Source organism: Niallia sp. Man26, assembly GCF_022049065.2.
Taxonomy (GTDB): Bacteria; Bacillota; Bacilli; order Bacillales; family Cytobacillaceae; genus Niallia.
In genome coordinates this window covers 3186862-3205988 of sequence record NZ_CP095743.1, presented here as the reverse complement: position 1 = coordinate 3205988, position 19127 = coordinate 3186862, and the positions used below count along the sequence as shown (strand labels likewise).

General features: G+C 39.4%; 16 protein-coding genes. 14 read left to right on the top strand and 2 right to left on the bottom strand.

The window, feature by feature from the left end:
* Window positions 1–112: 112 nt before the first annotated feature.
* The 8 genes from L8T27_RS16220 (at window position 113) to L8T27_RS16185 (ending at window position 7639) form a co-directional block, all read left to right on the top strand.
* Entirely contained in the window at window positions 113–757 is a 645-nt protein-coding gene (locus tag L8T27_RS16220) for a TetR/AcrR family transcriptional regulator C-terminal domain-containing protein (RefSeq protein ID WP_233316572.1), read from the top strand.
* A gap of 193 nt (window positions 758–950) precedes the next feature.
* Entirely contained in the window at window positions 951–1262 is a 312-nt protein-coding gene (locus L8T27_RS16215; RefSeq protein WP_237941875.1) for a PTS sugar transporter subunit IIB, read from the top strand.
* The gene (locus L8T27_RS16210; RefSeq protein WP_233316570.1) at window positions 1262–1594 is read left to right on the top strand and encodes a PTS sugar transporter subunit IIA; all 333 of its coding nucleotides are present in this window, start codon (window positions 1262–1264) and stop codon (window positions 1592–1594) included. The genes L8T27_RS16215 and L8T27_RS16210 overlap by 1 nt, the downstream gene beginning before the upstream one ends.
* A gap of 32 nt (window positions 1595–1626) precedes the next feature.
* Window positions 1627–2922: a PTS cellobiose transporter subunit IIC gene (celB, locus tag L8T27_RS16205; RefSeq protein WP_233316569.1), complete on the top strand. Its 1296-nt coding sequence runs from the start codon at window positions 1627–1629 to the stop codon at window positions 2920–2922.
* A 122-nt stretch (window positions 2923–3044) separates the two neighbouring features.
* Window positions 3045–4448 (top strand): glycoside hydrolase family 1 protein, encoded by a 1404-nt coding sequence (locus tag L8T27_RS16200; RefSeq protein ID WP_237941874.1) that lies wholly within the window; start codon window positions 3045–3047, stop codon window positions 4446–4448.
* Window positions 4449–4985: 537 nt separating this feature from the next.
* Window positions 4986–5255, top strand: a complete 270-nt coding sequence (locus tag L8T27_RS16195; RefSeq protein WP_237941872.1) for a hypothetical protein — start codon at window positions 4986–4988, stop codon at window positions 5253–5255.
* 313 nt (window positions 5256–5568) lie between these two features.
* Window positions 5569–6528, top strand: a complete 960-nt coding sequence (locus L8T27_RS16190) for an acetylxylan esterase (protein ID WP_233316566.1) — start codon at window positions 5569–5571, stop codon at window positions 6526–6528.
* 103 nt (window positions 6529–6631) lie between these two features.
* Window positions 6632–7639 (top strand): LacI family DNA-binding transcriptional regulator, encoded by a 1008-nt coding sequence (locus L8T27_RS16185; protein WP_233316565.1) that lies wholly within the window; start codon window positions 6632–6634, stop codon window positions 7637–7639.
* A gap of 50 nt (window positions 7640–7689) precedes the next feature.
* Here the strand turns inward: L8T27_RS16185 and L8T27_RS16180 are convergent, their stop codons facing one another.
* On the bottom strand, window positions 7690–8616 hold the full coding sequence (locus tag L8T27_RS16180) for an ROK family protein (protein WP_237941871.1): 927 nt from the start codon (window positions 8614–8616) through the stop codon (window positions 7690–7692).
* 32 nt (window positions 8617–8648) lie between these two features.
* Window positions 8649–10877 (bottom strand): alpha-galactosidase, encoded by a 2229-nt coding sequence (locus tag L8T27_RS16175; RefSeq protein ID WP_237941870.1) that lies wholly within the window; start codon window positions 10875–10877, stop codon window positions 8649–8651.
* Window positions 10878–11394: 517 nt separating this feature from the next.
* Here L8T27_RS16175 and L8T27_RS16170 point away from each other — a divergent pair.
* The 6 genes from L8T27_RS16170 (at window position 11395) to L8T27_RS16145 (ending at window position 18953) form a co-directional block, all read left to right on the top strand.
* Window positions 11395–12279, top strand: coding sequence for a carbohydrate ABC transporter permease (locus tag L8T27_RS16170; protein ID WP_233316562.1), 885 nt, complete (start codon window positions 11395–11397; stop codon window positions 12277–12279).
* Window positions 12280–12297: 18 nt separating this feature from the next.
* Window positions 12298–13185, top strand: coding sequence for a carbohydrate ABC transporter permease (locus L8T27_RS16165; RefSeq protein WP_233316561.1), 888 nt, complete (start codon window positions 12298–12300; stop codon window positions 13183–13185).
* A gap of 77 nt (window positions 13186–13262) precedes the next feature.
* Entirely contained in the window at window positions 13263–14537 is a 1275-nt protein-coding gene (locus L8T27_RS16160) for an ABC transporter substrate-binding protein (protein WP_233316560.1), read from the top strand.
* A 99-nt stretch (window positions 14538–14636) separates the two neighbouring features.
* Window positions 14637–15263, top strand: coding sequence for a hypothetical protein (locus L8T27_RS16155; protein ID WP_237941869.1), 627 nt, complete (start codon window positions 14637–14639; stop codon window positions 15261–15263).
* Between the two features lie 157 nt (window positions 15264–15420).
* Window positions 15421–17172, top strand: coding sequence for an ABC transporter ATP-binding protein (locus L8T27_RS16150; protein WP_233316558.1), 1752 nt, complete (start codon window positions 15421–15423; stop codon window positions 17170–17172).
* Window positions 17172–18953 (top strand): ABC transporter ATP-binding protein, encoded by a 1782-nt coding sequence (locus L8T27_RS16145; RefSeq protein ID WP_237941868.1) that lies wholly within the window; start codon window positions 17172–17174, stop codon window positions 18951–18953. The genes L8T27_RS16150 and L8T27_RS16145 overlap by 1 nt, the downstream gene beginning before the upstream one ends.
* The last annotated feature ends 174 nt before the right edge of the window (window positions 18954–19127 follow it).

Here is a 19127-nt window from a genome sequence, read left to right as displayed (position 1 = left end):
TTTCTTATTTAACAGTGTTAAATGAACAATATGCAGTTTAACATGGTTAAATAGGTTAGTAAAGAATTATTGCCACAAATAATATACAATATAAGTATAAGAGGTGACTTTCATGACGAGAAAAAATGTCAGCAAAGAAACGATAACAGATGCGGCCCTTGAGCTGCTTCATGAAAACGGCTTATCGCATGTGACGATGCGAAATGTTGCAGCTAAGCTGAAAATAAAGGCCCCAGCCTTATATTGGTATATAAAAAATAAACAGGAGCTATTGCAGCTGCTTGCTGAATACATATCAAGCCAATTTGAATTTCCGGAAGAATGCAAAAGCTGGGAGGAAGAAATTGAGTTATTCTCCCTTGAATTAAGGAGAGTATTATTGTCTGTTCCCGATGGAGCAGAAATAATGATGGATACATTGCCTGTAACAAGGCAGCGGTTGCTGCTGATTGACAGGACATTCGCCATTTTTCACCGAGCAGGCTTGCAAGAGGACAAAATTTTTCAGGCCGTTAACAATATCAATACATATGTGACGGCATACGTACTCGACGAGCAAAAACAGCAAAGACTGCTTGAAGAAATTGGATTTGAAGCAATCCAAGAGAAGTTCTCCCAAGCTATTGCCGAAATTTCAAAAGAAGAAGCTCCATATATTTATCACCATTTTCTTTCGCCAAATGAAGGTTTGAAGTCAAAGGATGACTTCCTATTAAGTTTACGGGTGATGATAAAAGGACTGCAGCAGATACAATAGGAAGAAAGAGAACTACAGAAGGTGCCATCTTGGCATCTTTTTTTTGTCTATTTTCAAATAATGAAAATGATTACATTTTATTTTTTAAATGTATAGACAAATAGTATTAAATGATTATAATAATAAATGTAAGCGGTTTTTGAAAACGATTTAGTGAAATAGAATATATAAAAGATAAAGGAGCATGATCGATATGAAAAAGATATTACTAGCTTGCAGTGCAGGAATGTCTACTAGTTTACTAGTTACAAAGATGGAAGAACATGCAAAATCAGTTGGAGAAGATGCAAAAATTTGGGCTGTCGGTCAGGACAAAGCTAAGCAAGATATGGCTGAAGCAGATGTAGTTTTGATTGGGCCGCAAATGAGCTTCTTGAAGGGTGAACTTCAAAAAGCAGCAGATCAATATGGAATTAAAGTAGATGTTATCGACATGATGGCATATGGCTTGGCAGACGGTAAAAAAGCGTATGAACAAGCACTTGCTTTAATGGGTGATAAGTAATGGAAAAGATTGATGTTAATACATTAACGGCAGAACAAATCAATTTCATGCTTATCCTTCACAGCGGCAATGCAAGAAGCAAAATCATTGAAGCACTCCGTGAGTATCGTTCTGGGAACCCGGAAGCAGCAGACGAGCTGCTTGTACAGGCAGAGGCAGATTTAAGTGTTGCTCATGAAATTCACTTTAAGCTTGTTCAGCAGGAGGCATCTGGAAACAAGGTGGAATTCGCTCTTCTTCTAATGCATGCAGAAGACCACTTAATGTCTACGCTTTCCATGAAGGAGCTTGTTAAGGAATTGCTGGAAATTTTTAAAGAAAAGAAATTATAAACATTACTGTATATCCAAAGGGGGAGAATCCTGTGTTTGAAAAATTAAGCAAATATTTGGTGCCAATAGCAGGGAAATTAAATAACAACCGTTATTTAACTGTTCTGCGTGACGCATTTATGCTGTCATTTCCGTTGACAATTTTCGGGTCCATTTTTGTCGTACTGACAAACCTGCCATTCTTGAAAAAATTCATGAGTGCTGATTCTATTGCAACCTTCCAATCATTATTTGGAATTGCCAACTCTGCAACAATGGGCATCATGTCTGTGTTCGTCGTGTTTGGTATCGGTTATTACCTGTCCAAAAGCTATAATGTGGAGGCTGTGTTTGGCGGTGCAATCGCACTTGTTTCTTTCTTATTATTAACGCCATTCGTCGTTCAGCCTGAGACAGGTGATGCTATTTCCGGGGTTATTCCTGTCGATCGCCTCGGTGCGAAGGGCATGTTCCTTGGTATGATTACAGCATTTATTGCCGGTGAAATTTATCGTACAATCGTGCAAAAGAATATCACTATTAAGATGCCTCCTGGTGTACCGCCAGCAGTGGCAAAATCGTTTGCAGCATTGATTCCTGCCGTTCTTACATTGACTTTCTTCTTGCTTGTGAATGTTATTGTAACAGCAGCTTTCGATACAAATCTGCATGATGTTATTTATAAAGCAATTCAAGCACCGCTTGTAGGCTTGGGCAGCGGCATCATTCCGACACTTATTGCCGTATTCTTCATTCAGATTCTATGGTTCTTTGGTCTTCATGGTCAAATTATCATCAACTCTGTAATGGATCCAATTTGGAACACACTTCAAGTGGAAAACTTGACTGCATATACGAGCGGACAAGAAATCCCTCATATCATTTCAAAACCGTTCATGGAGATTTATACAGTCGGCATGGGTGGTACAGGTATGACACTTGCAGTAGTATTTGCAATCCTTGTATTCATGAAGAGCAAGCAGATGAAGCAAGTAGCAAAACTTGGACTTGGACCTGGTATTTTCAACGTAAATGAACCGATTATCTTCGGTTTGCCAATAGTTATGAACCCATTGATTGTAGTGCCTTGGATTATTTCGCCAATGATTGTTACATTAGTAACCTATTTTGCAATGTCAACTGGAATTGTTCCGCCGCCTACTGGCGTTACCGTGCCATGGACTGTGCCATTCTTCATCAACGGCATCATGGCTACTAACTCCCTTGCAGGAGGACTGATGCAGCTTGTCAATATGGCGATTGTATTTGCAATCTGGTTCCCATTCCTGAAAGTCATTGACCGTGTCAATGTGAAGAAGGAAGAAGAAGAAATGAATAAAGCATCTTAATATAACTCAATTGTAGAAGGGAGGAAGCAGAGTATTGGCTTTAGCGGCAGCAAAGCGCAGTATTCCTGCTTTTTCCTATAAGCAATACATCTTAGATAGGTTTTTGAAAGGGGAATTACACAATGACTGTAAATAATGAAGTGAAATATCGTTTTCCAGATAATTTTTGGTGGGGATCTGCTGCATCTGCAACACAAACAGAGGGAGCGGCTAATGTTGACGGAAAAGGACAAAATATATGGGATTACTGGTACGAACAACAGCCAGAACGTTTTTTTGATGGAGTTGGGCCATCAGATACATCACAATTTTATGTAAAGTATAAGGAAGATATTAAACTAATGAAGGAAATTGGCCATAACTCCTTCCGCATGTCTATTTCTTGGTCAAGGCTTTTCCCAGAGGGTAAAGGAGAAATAAACCCGAAAGCAGTTGAATTCTACAATAATGTTATTAATGAATTCATTGAAAATGACGTAGAGCCATTTGTCGGCTTGTTTCACTTCGATATGCCAATGGAACTGCAGAAAATCGGAGGTTGGGCAAACAGAGAAGTGGTTGATGCATATGTAGCTTATACTGGCACTTGCTTCGAGCTGTTTGGGGACCGTGTGAAAAAATGGTTTACTCATAATGAACCAATCGTTCCAGTAGAAGGCGGTTATTTGTATGACTTCCACTATCCAAATGAAGTAGACTTTAAGAAGGCTGTCCAAGTCGGCTATCATACAATACTTGCAAGTGCAAAAGCAATTCAAGCCTATAAAAAACAAGGACAAGATGGAAAAATTGGTATCGTTCTAAACTTAACACCATCATATCCGCGCAGCCAAAATTCGGCAGATGTAAAAGCCTCTGTGCTTGCTGATGCCTTCTTTAACAGATCGTTTCTTGATCCGTCTGTGAAAGGGGAATTCCCGCAGGAGCTTGTTGATATTCTTAAAGAGGAAGGCTTTATGCCTGAAATAGAGGATGGAGATTTGGAAATCATCCGCAACAATACAGTCGACTTGCTTGGTGTCAATTACTACCAGCCAAGACGAGTGAAAGCAAAAGAGCATCTTCCAAATCCAGAAGCTCCGTTTATGCCAGATCGCTATTTTGATAACTATGTGATGCCGGGCAGAAAAATGAATCCTCACCGCGGCTGGGAAATCTATGAAAAAGGAATATATGATATTCTTATTAATTTGAAAGATAACTACGGCAATATTGAATGCTTTATCTCAGAAAATGGGATGGGTGTTGAAGGAGAAGAAAAGTTCCGTGATCCTAATGGAATCATTCAGGATGATTACCGGATTGAATTCATTTCAGGCCATCTTAAATGGGTTCATCAAGCAATCGAGGAAGGTTCTAACGTAAAAGGATATCATCTATGGACATTCATGGATAACTGGTCTTGGACAAATGCTTACAAGAACAGATATGGCTTTGTGTCTGTTAATCTTGAAAAAGACGGAGAACGCACAATTAAAAAGAGTGGACAATGGTTTAAAACAGTCGCAGAAAATAACGGCTTCTAATATGGTTGAAAAAAGTGGTTTCGTATAGAAATCACCTCGTATAGTAGAAAAGCCCCAGTCGAATTAAACATTCGACTGGGGCTTTTTAGCTTTAAGCCTAAAATTCAAACAGGTGTATTATGTCATAAATGGAAGTTCTTTTAATCTTATTGACCGGTATTAAAATATAACATGTTACAGTGATTAATTTATATCCAGCCTTGGTCTAAATTAATATGACTTATTTGTGAAATCAAGCTTACGAAACATTATGACCTTTTTGTGAACGCAAAGGATTTGGGTAGGGAGAGAAAGAAACTATTTGATATGAAAGAGTCAATAAGGAAATGGAAAAAAGCTATTAAAGTATTTCTTCTAATTAAAGTAACAAATAATTTTATAGGAGTTACTGATACTATTGAAAATAAGGCATACCGTGGAATCAATACATTGGTATCTAGTATGCCTAATTGGGTGGCAAACGGCAATTGCAAAAACGTTAACGATGGTTATTCCCATTTAATTTTTAATAAAATATAGTTTATTGGAAGGATTTGCATGGTGGAAAAATCTCCTTGGTATTTAAGAAAAAAAATTCTATATTGCATTTGCATTCTTACGCCACCAATTGGCTATATTGTATTAGTGACAAATTTAAAAAAATTGAAACAAGAGGAAAAAATTAATCTTCTAACCATATCTACTATTATGATGTCTATATGGGTATTGAAATTTTTGCCTAAAAATATTGAGTTATATGTTTGTAGTTTTATTCTAGCTATATTATTTGGTAATGATATTTTAGAGCGAATTAAAGGGAAAAAATAATAGAATGCACAATGAAGTAAAAAAGGCCACTTGAAGCAGAAAGTTTGCCGAGAAGCGGTGCTTATCCGCGGAAAGCGAGCGTAGACTTCGGAGAACTCTCAACCGCTTTAAAATAAAAATAACTTAAAAACACTAGGTTTGTCGGCAGTCAGAAGTGATTTCACATAGAAATCACTTTTTTATTTTGCATTCTAGGAAACTTTCTCTCTATTGACGGTTAACTTCATAACGTTTTATAATTAAGTTATCGTTTAAGTTAAACAAAATGATAACGCATACATAAAATCGTGAAAATAAAATGGAGGAATGCCTGATGAAATTCGATATGCCCTTGGATGCACTGAATCAATACAAAGGAATAAATCCAAAGCCAGCTGATTTTGATGCTTATTGGAACTTAGGCCTGCAAGAATTAAATGAGCACTCGTTAGAATACGAGTTAATCCCAGCTGCATTCGAAAGCAGGGTGGCAGAATGTTATCATTTATACTTTACAGGTATCAATGGTGCGAAAGTGCATTGCCAGCTTGTCCGACCAAAAGGGCAAACAGAGAAAGGTCCTGGTTTGCTTTGGTTTCATGGCTATCATGTGAACAGCGGTGACTGGATTGATAAAATCGGCTATGCTGCTGAAGGATATACGATTCTGGCGATGGATTGCCGCGGACAAGGCGGGCTTTCTGAAGATACTCTTCAAGTAAAGGGCACAACATTAAAAGGGCATATCATCAGAGGGATAGATGAAGAGGATACAGCCAAACTGTATTACCGCAATGTTTATTTAGATACGGTTCAGGCAGCTAGAATTTTGTTTGCGATGGAGAAGGTTGATGAATCAAGAGTGGGCGCTTACGGTGCCTCACAAGGCGGAGCCCTGGCGGTTGCTTGTTCAAGTCTTGAGCCTCGAATCAGGAAAACAGCTGCTGTCTACCCGTTTCTTTCCGACTTTAAAAGGGCATGGGAGCTTGATATAGCGAGTTCTGCTTATGAAGAAATTCATTATTACTTCAAATTTATTGATCCTAATCATGAGCGGGAGGAAGCGGTATTCGAAAAATTAGGGTATATAGATATCCAGCATCTTGCTGACAGAATCAAGGCGGATGTATTGTGGGCAACAGGGATGGAGGATGAGATTTGTCCGCCTTCTACGCAATTTGCAGCCTACAATAAAATTCAATCAGATAAGAAGATGCTGATCTATTTTGAGTATGGCCATGAGTATATAAGGACATTAGGAGACAAAGTACATGCCTTTTTTGCGGATATGTAGTCTGCATGATTTGCTTTTGGATGTAGAAAATGCGAATCTTATAGTATAGTATTTCCATGAATGTATTATGTTGTTAGAACTATTTTATATCGGAGGAATTTTTGTGAGAAGCAATGTTACGATGCGTGACATCGCCAATAAATTAGGTGTCAGCAGTGTGACTGTCTCCAAAGCGCTAAATGATAAAGATGGGGTCAGTGAAGAATTAAAAGAGAAAATAAAGCAATTGGCAGATGAGATGGGCTACCGTTTTAATACACATGCAAAGTCAATCAAGGATGGGCTGTCTTACAATTTAGGTATTGTCATTCCAGAGCGCTTCACAGGGAAGACACAATCATTCTATCTGCAATTTTATCAAATGTTGACAAGAATCCTTGATGGCTATCATTACTCTGGCATCCTTTATATTTTGGGTCAGGAGGATGAGGACCAGCTAGTATTGCCGCGAATCTACAGTGAGAAAAAGGTCGACGGCTTCATTATTCTTGGGCAGATCGGCAACGATTATGTGAAAGAGATACAGAAGATTGACAGTCCTGTAATCTTTTTAGACTTTTACACAGATCAAAACGAAATTGATTCTGTGCTGACAGACAATTTCTTCGGCGGTTTTGAATTAACGAATTACCTTGTGGAAAACGGCCACAAAAAAATTGCCTATGTCGGCAACATATATGCGACTAGCAGCATACAAGACAGATTTCTAGGCTACTACAAGTCGCTGTTAGAGCATCGAATTGAATTGAGGCAGGATTATATTATTAATGATCGTGATGAGCGAGGCAGATATATTGATATAAGCTTTCCTGATGACATGCCGACAGCGTTTGTATGCAATAATGATGAGATTGCCTATAATCTGATTAACAACCTGCAAAAAAACGGCTATCAAGTACCGGATGACTGCTCAGTTGTCGGCTTTGATAATTCGATTTACGCTGCTTTAACGGAGCCGCTGCTCACAACGGTTGAGGTAAATATTAAAGAAATGTCAAAGGCTGCTGTAAAAATAATAATGGAAAAGCTTCATAATCCTAATGAAAAATACGGCAGAACCTTAATTAATGGCAAGATTATTCATCGCAATTCAGTGAAAAGCCTTAAGTAAACAAAAAGAGGGGAGTCTGTAAGCTATCGCTTATAAACCCCCTCTTTTTGTTATGCTTCCACCGATTCAGGTGCTTGGCATTGCAAATAGTGATATAGTGCTCCAAGCAGGTTAGCATCATTTTTAAATTGGCAGGACTCAATGATTGGTCTAATTTTTGCAGCCTGCACAGATTCGAGCAGAAGATCGATTTTTTTGTAGATTTGCTCAATCAAATCATCTCTATTGCTGATGGCTCCGCCGAGGATAATCTTTTCTGGATCGTACACATACTGGATATTATAAATACCTTGCGCCAAGCGGAGATAAAATTCATCAATTTCTTCTAGGCAAATCTCATCCCCTTCTGCAGCTTTCTCGAAGATTAATTTTCCATTCAGTTCACTTGGCTTCATGCCTTTGCGTTTGGCGACATTTTTAACTAAAGCGCCTGTGGCAGCTAGCTGGCTCCATGTTTGGAAGGCTGTTTTTCCGTCTTCCTTTACTACTTGCAGCACCATATAGCCTATTTCTCCGCCATGGAGATTGGCGCCTTTATGAATGCGGCGGTTTTTAATAATCGCTCCGCCTATCCCTGTGCCAATGATTGTAAACAGCACATTTTCGTTTTCCTTTGCCGCACCCTTCCAGACTTCTCCTAATGCAGCGCAATTCGCATCATTTTCCAGCTCAACAGGAAGTCCTGTCGCCTCACTGAAAATGGTTTTAAAATTAGGTCCGTGAATACAGGGAAGTGCGCTGGAACCGCCGATAATGCCTGTATCGCTTTCGACTCCACCTGGACAGCTGAAGGCAATCCCTGCAACTTGATGCTTTACCTTGTTCTCCAGCACTGTCTCAATGATTGTTTCCTGGAACAGGCTGAAATCTGAGTCGGAAACTGGCAGTTCGCCTTTTTCGATAAATTCGCCATCGTCCTTCATAACAGCGAATTTAATCATACTGCCTCCAACGTCGAAAACCATATAATTCGTCATGTGATGTCCTCCTAAAAATCGAGTTGTTTATTTTAAGCTTCAGTCAAGATAAACAAGCAGGAAGCAAAGTCGCTAGGCTTCTCCCGCTGCCAGTAGTCTTGTGCACGGTCAGTATAATCCTCGGAAAGCAGAATGCCGACATTCATGAGCTCATCCCCATAATGCTGTGTGTTTCTGCCTTCAATGGAATATAGTTTGTCAGGATCAAGTCCTGTCAGCTTAAGCCTGTGATAACGTTCGTTTGGCTTAGCGAGGATTTTATAATAGCCGACAATTGCTTTTTTCTTATCGTTTGCGACAACCATCCAAGATACCTCGTTGGAATCAAACGGTGATAATATACGGTGGAAATTTCCCTTTTGGATAAAGTCTCTGTGTTCTTTCATGAAAGCAGTCTGCTGTTTGACTTTTTCTTTCTCTTCATCGTTAAGCTTGGTTATGTCCAATTCGTAACCAAATGTGCCAAAGTAAGCGACATTCGCCCGTGTGTCCAATGGTGTCATCCGTCCAACTTGGTGGTTTGGAACAGTAGACACATGGCTGCCAATGGAAGAGAGCGGATAGACGAAGCTTGTGCCATACTGAATTTTTAAACGCTCGACAGCGTCTGTATTATCGCTCGCCCAAGCTTGCGGTGCATAATAAAGCAAACCGGGATCAAATCGGGCGCCTCCGCCGGCACAAGATTCAAACAGGATTTTTGGGTATTTCGCCAGAAGCATCTCGTACAGTTTGTATACACCAAGGATGTAGCGATGGCTCACTTCTCCTTGCTGATCAATTGGCAGGTTAGTTGAGTAGGCTTCTGTCATGTATCTGTTCATATCCCATTTGATATAGCTAATTTCAGCATTTTCAATTATCTCATCCATGAGTTTGAAAATATGCTGCACCACTTCATCTCTGCTGAAATCTAGAATAAATTGGTTGCGCCCATGTGAAGACATGCGGCCAGGTGTTGCAATAATCCAGTCAGGATGTTCTTTAAACAGCTTAGTATCTTTACATACCATTTCTGGTTCGAACCATAAACCGAATTTCATTCCCAGTAGGTTAATTTTCTCAGACAATCCTTTAATACCGCCGGGAAGCTTCTGATCATTTGCAAACCAGTCACCAAGAGAGGAGGTATCGTCATTCCTGTTGCCAAACCAGCCATCATCAAGGACAAACAGCTCAATACCCAACTTTTGGGCTGTTTCAGCTATAGAAAGAATCTTTTCTTCATTGAAATCAAAATAAGTAGCTTCCCAATTGTTAATAAGAATAGGTCTGGCACGATCCCGCCAATAACCTCTCGCCAGACGCTCGCGATATAACTGATGAAATGTTTGGCTCATTCCATTTAAGCCTTCATCTGTATATACCATAATACATTCTGGTGTCTGGAATGTTTCGCCAGGATTAAGCTTCCAGCTGAATTGGAACGGATTAATGCCCATCATAATACGGGAAACTCCATATGTATCAACCTCTGCTTGTGCAAGGAAATTACCGCTGTAACAAAGGCTGAAACCATAAACATCCCCTGTATGCTCTGTCGTGTCGAAGCGCTTAAATGCGGCAAAGGGATTATGGGCATGACTGCTTGCACCTCTTGAGCTGTACACCGATTGAATCCCGGGGGATAAAGGACGGATTTCCATATGTGCCTCTCTTGCCCATGCACCTGCAAGATCAATCATCTCGAATTGGTCATCAGGCAAATCGACAGATGCACTCATCGCTGAATCGAGAAAGAAGGGACTGCCAGATGTATTATGGAACCTCGCACTTCTGCAAATAACATTGCGATCACGAAATATCGTATAGCTGAGGATGAGACTTGCCTGAAGCACGCTGTCGTAAAGAGTTATTTCTAATGTGTCTGCTTCGGCTTCTGCCTCTGTATACACAGCAGGGAGGTTTTCAAGTGCTGGTTTACCTTTGATAAGCTTATAGCTTTCATAACAAAAGTTTGTTACCTTGCTGCCGATGTTATCTGTGATCATATGGGCTGGCTGCCTGTAGTCAGTTGTCCCAAAGCTCGGATATTCCTGCTTAATATGCTCGAAGGAGGAAGTATGATCATGTTCAAATAAATTGCAGGATGGCCGTATCTCCCTTTCAATTAAATGCCTAAAAGACGCACGGTGACGAATTCTTTTTCCATAATACAAATGCTCAAGCTGGTTGGATTTCTCTAGCACTCTGAAAATATAGCTGATTTTGTCGTTACACAAATGAAATTCCTTCGTTTCTAGATTTACATGGATTGCCATTATCACTGCACCTCGCCATTTGGAATGAAAACCCTTACAACATTATATGTTTGATTGTATCAATTATAAATATGGAAGACAATAAGTATTTGAATTAATTTAAGTAATCGGTAATCTTATAGAAAGTAGCATTAACTTAACTGTAGAAATTGGTTTAAGTGTATAGATAATCTTCTATATATAAAAGCTTTTTTGTTATAGGTATAAATACGCATGTTGGAGAAGTACGAGGGTTGTACTGACTATTTTAGGTTACTAAACTAATTTAATTACTTAATAAGTTTAAAAATTTTAGGTAAAATACTTTAAAAATATATTGATAATTTTGAATTAAGAAGTTAATATGTAATTGTAGTTGAAAAGGCTTACATAACTTTATTTGTAAGTTAAATAACTGACAAAAAGTAGTTACATGATGGTTAAAGTATTGCGTTTTTTAAGATAAAGAAAAAGGGGGGGAGTGATTTAGCAAGCAAGAATTGCAGTTGGTGATTTTATCAAATGGAAGGTGAAGCAAATGAATAAATCGAGAACTTTATTGTTTTACTTATTTATTTTGCCATGGCTGATCGGCTTTTTCGTCTTTACGGCTGGCCCGATGGTGTATTCCCTATACATGTCCTTTACTGATTACTCAGGACTTGGGGCAGCGAATTGGGTCGGATTAGAAAACTATAAAAAGCTGTTTACTGAAGATCCGCTGTTTTGGCAGTCATTATGGAATACCTTCTTTTATACAATTGTCGGCGTTCCTCTTGGTTTAGTTGTCGGTTACATGCTTGCTGTCTTGCTGAACACAAAGGTGAGATTTATGGGGGTATTCCGGACAATCTTTTATTTACCTTCCTTAGTGCCAACAGTTGCCAGCTCGTTGCTATGGATATTAATCTTTCAGCCGGATTTCGGTATTGCGAACAGCATCCTGTCCTTTTTTCATTTGCCGACATCAAATTGGCTGTTAAGTGAAAGTATGGTAAAGCCGACACTGATTATTATGAGCTTATGGGGTGCTGGCGGCGGTATGGTTATTTATCTCGCAGGACTTCAAAGTGTTCCCGCATCTCTGTATGAAGCAGCCGAACTGGATGGGGCAGGCAAATTCCATAAGTTCTGGAATATTACCATCCCGATGACTTCTAATGTTATCTTCTTCAATCTGATTATGGGGCTGATTGGTTCTTTTCAGATATTCACACAAGCCTATGTTGTCAGCAGCGGCAATGGCGGACCAAACTATAAATCTCTGTTTTATGTATTCTATTTATACCAGGATGCCTTTAAGTTCTTTAAGATGGGGTATGCGTCTGCACTCGCCTGGATTTTATTCATTATCATTCTTATCTTCACATTAATTCAGTTTAAAGTATTTGGGAAAAAGGTGTATTACGAATACGATGAATAAGGAAAGTGAGGGGCAGTTATGGAAATAACACCTGCGAAGCCGACTGCTGCAATGAAAGCAAAGAAACTGCGCAGCATGAAGAAAGGAAGAAAAGCGGAAAAGGCACTTACTTACTTTTTACTTATTGCACTTTCTATTCTCTTTTTATTCCCTTTTTTGTGGCTGATTGGAACTTCTGTAAAACCGGAAAATGAAGCAATGGCATTTCCACCGACATTGCTGCCAAAGGAATGGGATTTAGCGAACTATAAAGAAGTATTTACACTAGTGGACTTTGGGCAGTATTACATGAACTCTATTATTGTCACTGTATGTGTAGTTATTGGGACAGTTGTTTCTTCTACAATCGTCGCATACGGTTTTGCAAGGATAAAAGGGAAAGGACGGAATTTCTGGTTTGTGCTTTTGCTTGGAACAATGATGCTTCCGCCACAAGTAACGATGATTCCTGTCTATATGATTTTTTCTAAGCTGGGGTGGGTTAATACGTTCCTGCCGCTAATTGTTCCATCTTTCTTTGGTAGCGCTTACTTCATCTTTTTACTGCGTCAATTTTTTAAGACAATCCCAAAGGAGCTAGAAGAGAGTGCCTATCTCGATGGCTGTGGTCCTTTCGGTATTTTCTGGAGAATTATCGTTCCGTTATCAGTTCCTTCTATTATTACTGTCGCTTTGTTGAGCTTTATGTGGACGTGGAATGACTTTCTTAATCCATTAATCTATTTAAATGATGATTCCAAATATACGCTTGCACTGGGAATTCTGCAATTTAAAGGGGCTCTCTTAATTCAATGGGGACCGATGATGGCAGCGAGCGTCTTTATTATCTTACCGCTTATTATCATTTTCTTTGTTGGTCAAAAGTACTTTGTCCAAGGAATTGCTACAACAGGCGGAAAGGGCTAATCTATGGTATCACTTGGATAAATGAATCTCATTTATCCGTTATCCATACAAAAACATTACCTAAGGGGGTAAATCACGTGAGAAAGAAAAAGAAATTAAGTGCTTTACTGTTAACTTTTGTATTAGCTCTATCTGCATTTTTAGCAGGCTGTTCTGGCTCAGATTCTGAGTCTGCTAGCGGGGAATCAGGAGATGTAACACTGCGTATTCTCGTATGGAATAATAATCCAGAAGGAACAAAGCTGGAAGGGGAAATTTTTAAGGAATTTGAAAAAGAGAACCCTGGAATTAAAGTAAAGCAAGTCTATGCACCATATGATAAATTCAATGATAAATTCCTGACAATGTCTGCTGGCGGCGATCAGCCTGATTTAGTTTGGCTTCAGCCTTCTGCATTCGGTCAATTTGTGGGTAAAGATGTGTTGATGGATTTATCTGATAAAGAAATCAATGAAGAAGAGTATATGCCAAATGTTCTTTCACTAGGCCAAGTGGATGGAAAACAGTATGCACTTATTCGTGATGCATCTGCCTTCATGCTTGGATACAACAAGGATATGTTTGATGCTGCTGGTCTTGAATATCCTAAGGATGACTGGACATGGGATGATTTCCTTGCAGCAGCTCAAAAGCTGACAGTCGAGAAAAACGGCAAAACAGTTCAGTTCGGTATGGAAAACTTCTATACAAATGAATTGCTTGTTGAAAATGGCGGAGGTTTTGTCAGCCAGGATGGCAAGGAAGTTATCGTTGATTCGCCTGAATCTATTGAGGCAATTAAATTTGGGGCAGACTTGATCAATAAATATCATGTGCAGCCAACTTCTGCTCAAAGCCAAGGTTTATCCAATATGTTCCTCGCTGGTCAAGCAGCAATGAAAATGATGGGACCATGGGATTGGTCTGATACATCGAAAAACGCTAACTTCAAATGGGATGTTGTTCCACTTCCGGCAGGAAAAGCAGGAAATGTAGCAGCAGCTTCTTATCTTCCAATCGGAATTGGCTCAAAGACGAAGCATCCTGACGAAGCATATAAGCTTCTTGAATTCTTGACTACTGGAAAAGGTCAAGACCTGCAGGTAGACACAATATCAGCAGTGCCTGTCGTAAAAAGGAATGCAGATAAAATTGAGTCAATGGCAAATGCGCCTGAAAATGCGAAAGCATTGTCAACAATTTTAGCAGAAGGCAGAACGGTTATGAACGCTCCTTACATTCCTGAGTATGCTGAAATTGTAAGTAAAATCCAGCCTGTCATTGATAACATCAATCTTAATGGCAGCAAGGATGCAGAGAAACAGCTGAAGGAAGTAGCAGATCAAATCCGCAAAGAATATGGCTTGAAATAACAATAAAGAGGCTGTCTGGAAATGCTTTGACCTAATACGGGAAACCTTGTATTGGTCGGCCTGGTTTCAGGCAGCCTTTTTTTATAAGGAGGGAGTATCTTGTATAAAAGCCGATTCATCGACAGCAAGTTTTTTTCTTTTATGGACATTACATACCGTTTAGTCAGGGCAAGTTTATTATTTTGGTTTTATGCAGGAAAAGGCTTTTTTGTATGCGGATTGATTTCTTCCACATCCACATTACTGGCGGTTATTGATGAGATATTCAAAGGAAACGGCACTTCTGTGCGCAAGCTGTTTCAAGAGATCAGCCCTAAATATGCCAACAATAAAAGACTGTCTGCGATTATGTTTGGTTTATTTATCTATATCGGAACCTTCATCATTCTGCCGTTTCCACAAACAATTGACTCGTTTGCGGCAGCAGTCCTTAAATTTGTGTGCATATATGCTTTTTTGCTATCCATTATTTTCTTTACTTATTTAGCTTGGAATTTAGTGCACCTGCAATTGCCAATAAAGAACACTGTGCTGGTCAGTCTTTTTCTAGTTGTGAAGAAACCCTTTCGTTCCTTTATCTTGCTTTTAGTGATTTTAATTATCTATTTGTTGATTTATGTTAATTTCATTTTTTTCCTATTCTTCGCTCCTGCCATCTACGGGACGTGTGCGAGATTTATATTTACATTTAAATGGAAGAAAAAGAAAGCAGAGGTTGCTGTGTAATTTGGTCTATTAAAAAAATGATAGATTTTATTTGGAGGACATACATAGAAAGCAAGTAACGCTAATATGATTATTCGGTAATGTTTGTTTTAAGGGAGGGAGCTAAAAAATACATGCTGCTGTAAAGGAAAAAAAGATAGAAGGGGGAGCCGACTAGATGCATAGTCTGCGATGGATATGGGGGTTTCTACATACTTATCGTCTTAAGATAGCTATCGGCCTTTTTTGCGCAGTCATCGTATCAGCTTTAAGTGTGTTAAACCCTTATTTGGCTGGGAAGATGGTGGATGATGTTATGTATGGCAAGCAGCTTCATTTGCTGTGGCCGATACTTGGTATCATGATTGCTGGAACATTTATTAGGACGATAATCCGCTATACGTATCAGATGATTTTTGAGAATGTTTCACAAAATGTTATTTACAATATACGAGAACAATTGTATGACCGCCTGCACAGATTGGATTTCAGCTTTTACGACCGTACTAAAACAGGCGATATTATGGCAAGAATGACAGGGGATATGGAAGCGGTCAGGCATTTCACAGCATGGACGATTTACATGATTTTTGAAAACGCCACCATTTTACTGTTTGCAGTTGCCTTTATGTTTTATATACATCCGCCCTTGGCGCTTACTCTCCTGATTGTAACACCAGTGATTGGCTTCTTCGCTTTCAGGCTGACAAGGGATGTCCGGCCGACCTTTACGGAGATTCGCAACCAGTTTGCGAAATTAAATTCAGTCGTTCAAGAGAATATCAGTGGAAACAGGGTAGTAAAGGCTTTTGCGAAAGAAGATTATGAAATCGCTAAATTTTCGATTGCCAATGAAGGATTTAAAGATAAGAACTTAAAATCATCAAAAATTTGGGAAAAATATTTGCCGATTTTGGATTCCTTGGCTGGTGTGCTGACAGTGCTGATGATTTTTGCCGGTGGTGTGATGGTTATTAAAGGCACACTCACATTTGGAGAGCTAGTAATGTTTAATTCATTCATATGGGCGTTAAGCAACCCAATGAAAATGGCTGGCTGGCTGCTAAATGATGTACAGCGCTTTATAGCATCTGCCGAAAAGGTGGAGGATCTCCTAGAGACAAAGCCAAAAATAGCCAGTCTCGATAACGTTGTTCCAATTGGCGACTATAAAGGCGTCGTGGAGTTTAATAAGGTGTCCTTTAGCTATGGAGAGGAACCCATCTTGAAGGATATCAGCTTTAAAGTGAAGCCAGGTCAAACACTAGCCATCATTGGACCGACAGGAGCAGGCAAGTCAACAATGGTTAATTTGCTTAGCCGCTTTTATGATGCGACAAGCGGTGAGGTCAAGATTGACGGCAGAAATGTGAAGGACTGGGAGCTGCAGCAGCTCCGCACAGGAATGGCAATGGTTATGCAAGATATCTTCCTGTTTTCTGATACGATTGAAGGCAATATTGCTTACGGTGATCCCAATACATCTAATGAAGCAGTTAAACTTGCTGCAAAATTAGCAGATGCCCATGATTTTATTAAAGATTTGCCAGAAGGCTATGACACCATTGTCGGGGAAAGAGGTGTCGGACTGTCTGGCGGACAAAGGCAGCGGATTGCACTGGCAAGAGCTATCTTAAAAGATCCGTCCATCCTGATTCTTGATGATACAACATCAAGCCTTGACATGGAAACAGAGCACCGAATTCAGCAAACATTGAAATCTATTCAAAAAAACAAAACATGCTTTATCATTGCCCATAGAATTTCTTCTGTAAAAGATGCAGATCAAATACTGGTGATGAATAATGGCGCAATTATGGAGCGAGGCACACATGATGAACTCCTGCGGAAGAAGGGTTATTACTTTAATGTGTATAAAAATCAATATGGAAACTTCGAACAAAAGCACAGAGATGAGGATGTGATCTAGTGGCACGAAATAAGTTCGATGTGGATGAGGAGTTAGAAACACCGTTTAGTTTTGCTCATCTAAAGCGCTTGTTTGGTTATATAAAGCCATATAAGAAAAAAATCATCGTCACGATTCTTATCATGCTTGTGGCAAGCGGTGCTAATCTAATTGGTCCTTATCTCATCAAGCAGGCAATCGATAAAGAAATTCCAGAAGGGAATATCGGCGGACTGTCGCTGCTTGCAGGTATATATTTAGGAGCGCTGATTATCACAGGAATTTGTATGAAGTACCGGATCAGGATGATGGCCCAGATTGGTCAGGATGTTATTAAGACCATTCGCAAGGACTTGTTTACACATATTCAATCACTGTCCTTTTCCTTTTATGATAATCGTCCCCACGGAAAAATATTGGTGCGGGTCGTCAATTATGTGAATTCACTTAGTGATCTTCTTTCTAATGGGCTTATCAACTTGATTACGGATATATTTAGCTTGATTGTCATTATCGGGTTTATGTTTGCCATCGACGTACGTTTGGCTATTTATGCAATGGTTGGTTTCCCTCTGTTAGCCATTGTTATCTTTTTTATAAAAAATGCTCAACGCAAGGCTTGGCAGGACTTAAGCAATAAACAGTCTAATATGAACGCCTATATCCATGAAAGCATCAATGGCATGAAGGTAACCCAAGCATTCGCAAGGGAGGAAGAGAACAAGAAAATCTTTGAAGATGTATCTAAAGGCTACAAAAAGTCATGGATGAAAGCTGTCTATATTCAGTTTCTTCTTTGGCCATCGATTGAAAACATCTCTGTTTTGACAGTATCTTTCATCTATGTTGCAGGGATTTCGATGATTGGGCAAGGAGTAACCGTCGGTGCTTTAGTAGCGTTCGTCGGATATATTTGGATGTTCTGGACGCCGATTTCCAATATCGGCAACTTCTATAATGCAATCATTAATGCAATGGCTTATTTGGAGCGAATTTTTGAAATGATGGATGAAAAGCCGACAGTGCGCAATAATCCAGATGGAAAAGTGCTTCAGCAAATTAACGGAAAAGTCGAGTTTGAGCATGTTGAGTTTGGTTATGAAGGAGAGGAAAGGGTTTTGAAGGATGTGCATTTCAGGGCTGAGCCTGGAGAGACGATTGCGCTTGTCGGGGCGACAGGATCTGGGAAAACATCCATTGTTAGTTTAATCAGCCGCTTCTATGACTTGAATGGAGGCAAAATTAAAATAGACGGGGTGGATATCAGCACAGTAACAATCCCTTCACTCAGAAGGCAAATGGGCATTATGCTTCAGGATCCGTTTATCTTTTCGGGAACAATTATGGATAATATCCGCTACGGACGTCTCGATGCAAGCGATGAGGAAGTAATAGAAGCAGCAAAAGCGGTTCAGGCCGATGCTTTCATTATGACATTAAAGGATGGCTATGAAACAGAGGTAAATGAGCGAGGAACAAGGCTTTCTGCAGGACAAAGGCAGCTTATTTCCTTTGCAAGAGCACTGCTGGCAGACCCAAGAATTTTAATATTAGATGAAGCAACTTCTTCCATTGATACAGAAACAGAGCTTGCTCTCCAAAAAGGCTTAGGAACACTGCTTGCAAAAAGAACGTCCTTCATTATTGCTCACCGCCTTTCTACCATTCAAAGTGCAACAAGAATTTTGTTCATTGATAAGGGACGAATTGCAGAGGAAGGCACACATGATGAATTAATGGAAAGAAAAGGACAATATTGGCATCTTTATACGTCTCAGCATACATCTTTGGAAGTAGGATGAAACTTAAATGTCTATTCTAATTTATATAAAGTATAGACATTTATTTTGAACCCTTTATAATATAATTGTAAGCGTTTCTAATTTGATGATCTAAAACTTTGTGGGAAGCTGTCACATTTGTGGCAGATTCTCACATAAGCATGGCTAAAAAAAACGAATAGGTTGGGTGATTAG

Coding starts and splice junctions, on each gene's coding strand:
- L8T27_RS16170 (WP_233316562.1), top strand. CDS start 11,395: ATGAATAAATCGAGAACTTTATTGTTTTACTTATTTATTTTGCCATGG.
- L8T27_RS16210 (WP_233316570.1), top strand. CDS start 1,262: ATGGAAAAGATTGATGTTAATACATTAACGGCAGAACAAATCAATTTC.
- L8T27_RS16190 (WP_233316566.1), top strand. CDS start 5,569: ATGAAATTCGATATGCCCTTGGATGCACTGAATCAATACAAAGGAATA.
- L8T27_RS16180 (WP_237941871.1), bottom strand. CDS start 8,616: ATGACGAATTATATGGTTTTCGACGTTGGAGGCAGTATGATTAAATTC.
- L8T27_RS16175 (WP_237941870.1), bottom strand. CDS start 10,877: ATGGCAATCCATGTAAATCTAGAAACGAAGGAATTTCATTTGTGTAAC.
- L8T27_RS16195 (WP_237941872.1), top strand. CDS start 4,986: ATGGTGGAAAAATCTCCTTGGTATTTAAGAAAAAAAATTCTATATTGC.
- L8T27_RS16150 (WP_233316558.1), top strand. CDS start 15,421: ATGCATAGTCTGCGATGGATATGGGGGTTTCTACATACTTATCGTCTT.
- L8T27_RS16215 (WP_237941875.1), top strand. CDS start 951: ATGAAAAAGATATTACTAGCTTGCAGTGCAGGAATGTCTACTAGTTTA.
- L8T27_RS16165 (WP_233316561.1), top strand. CDS start 12,298: ATGGAAATAACACCTGCGAAGCCGACTGCTGCAATGAAAGCAAAGAAA.
- L8T27_RS16200 (WP_237941874.1), top strand. CDS start 3,045: ATGACTGTAAATAATGAAGTGAAATATCGTTTTCCAGATAATTTTTGG.
- L8T27_RS16220 (WP_233316572.1), top strand. CDS start 113: ATGACGAGAAAAAATGTCAGCAAAGAAACGATAACAGATGCGGCCCTT.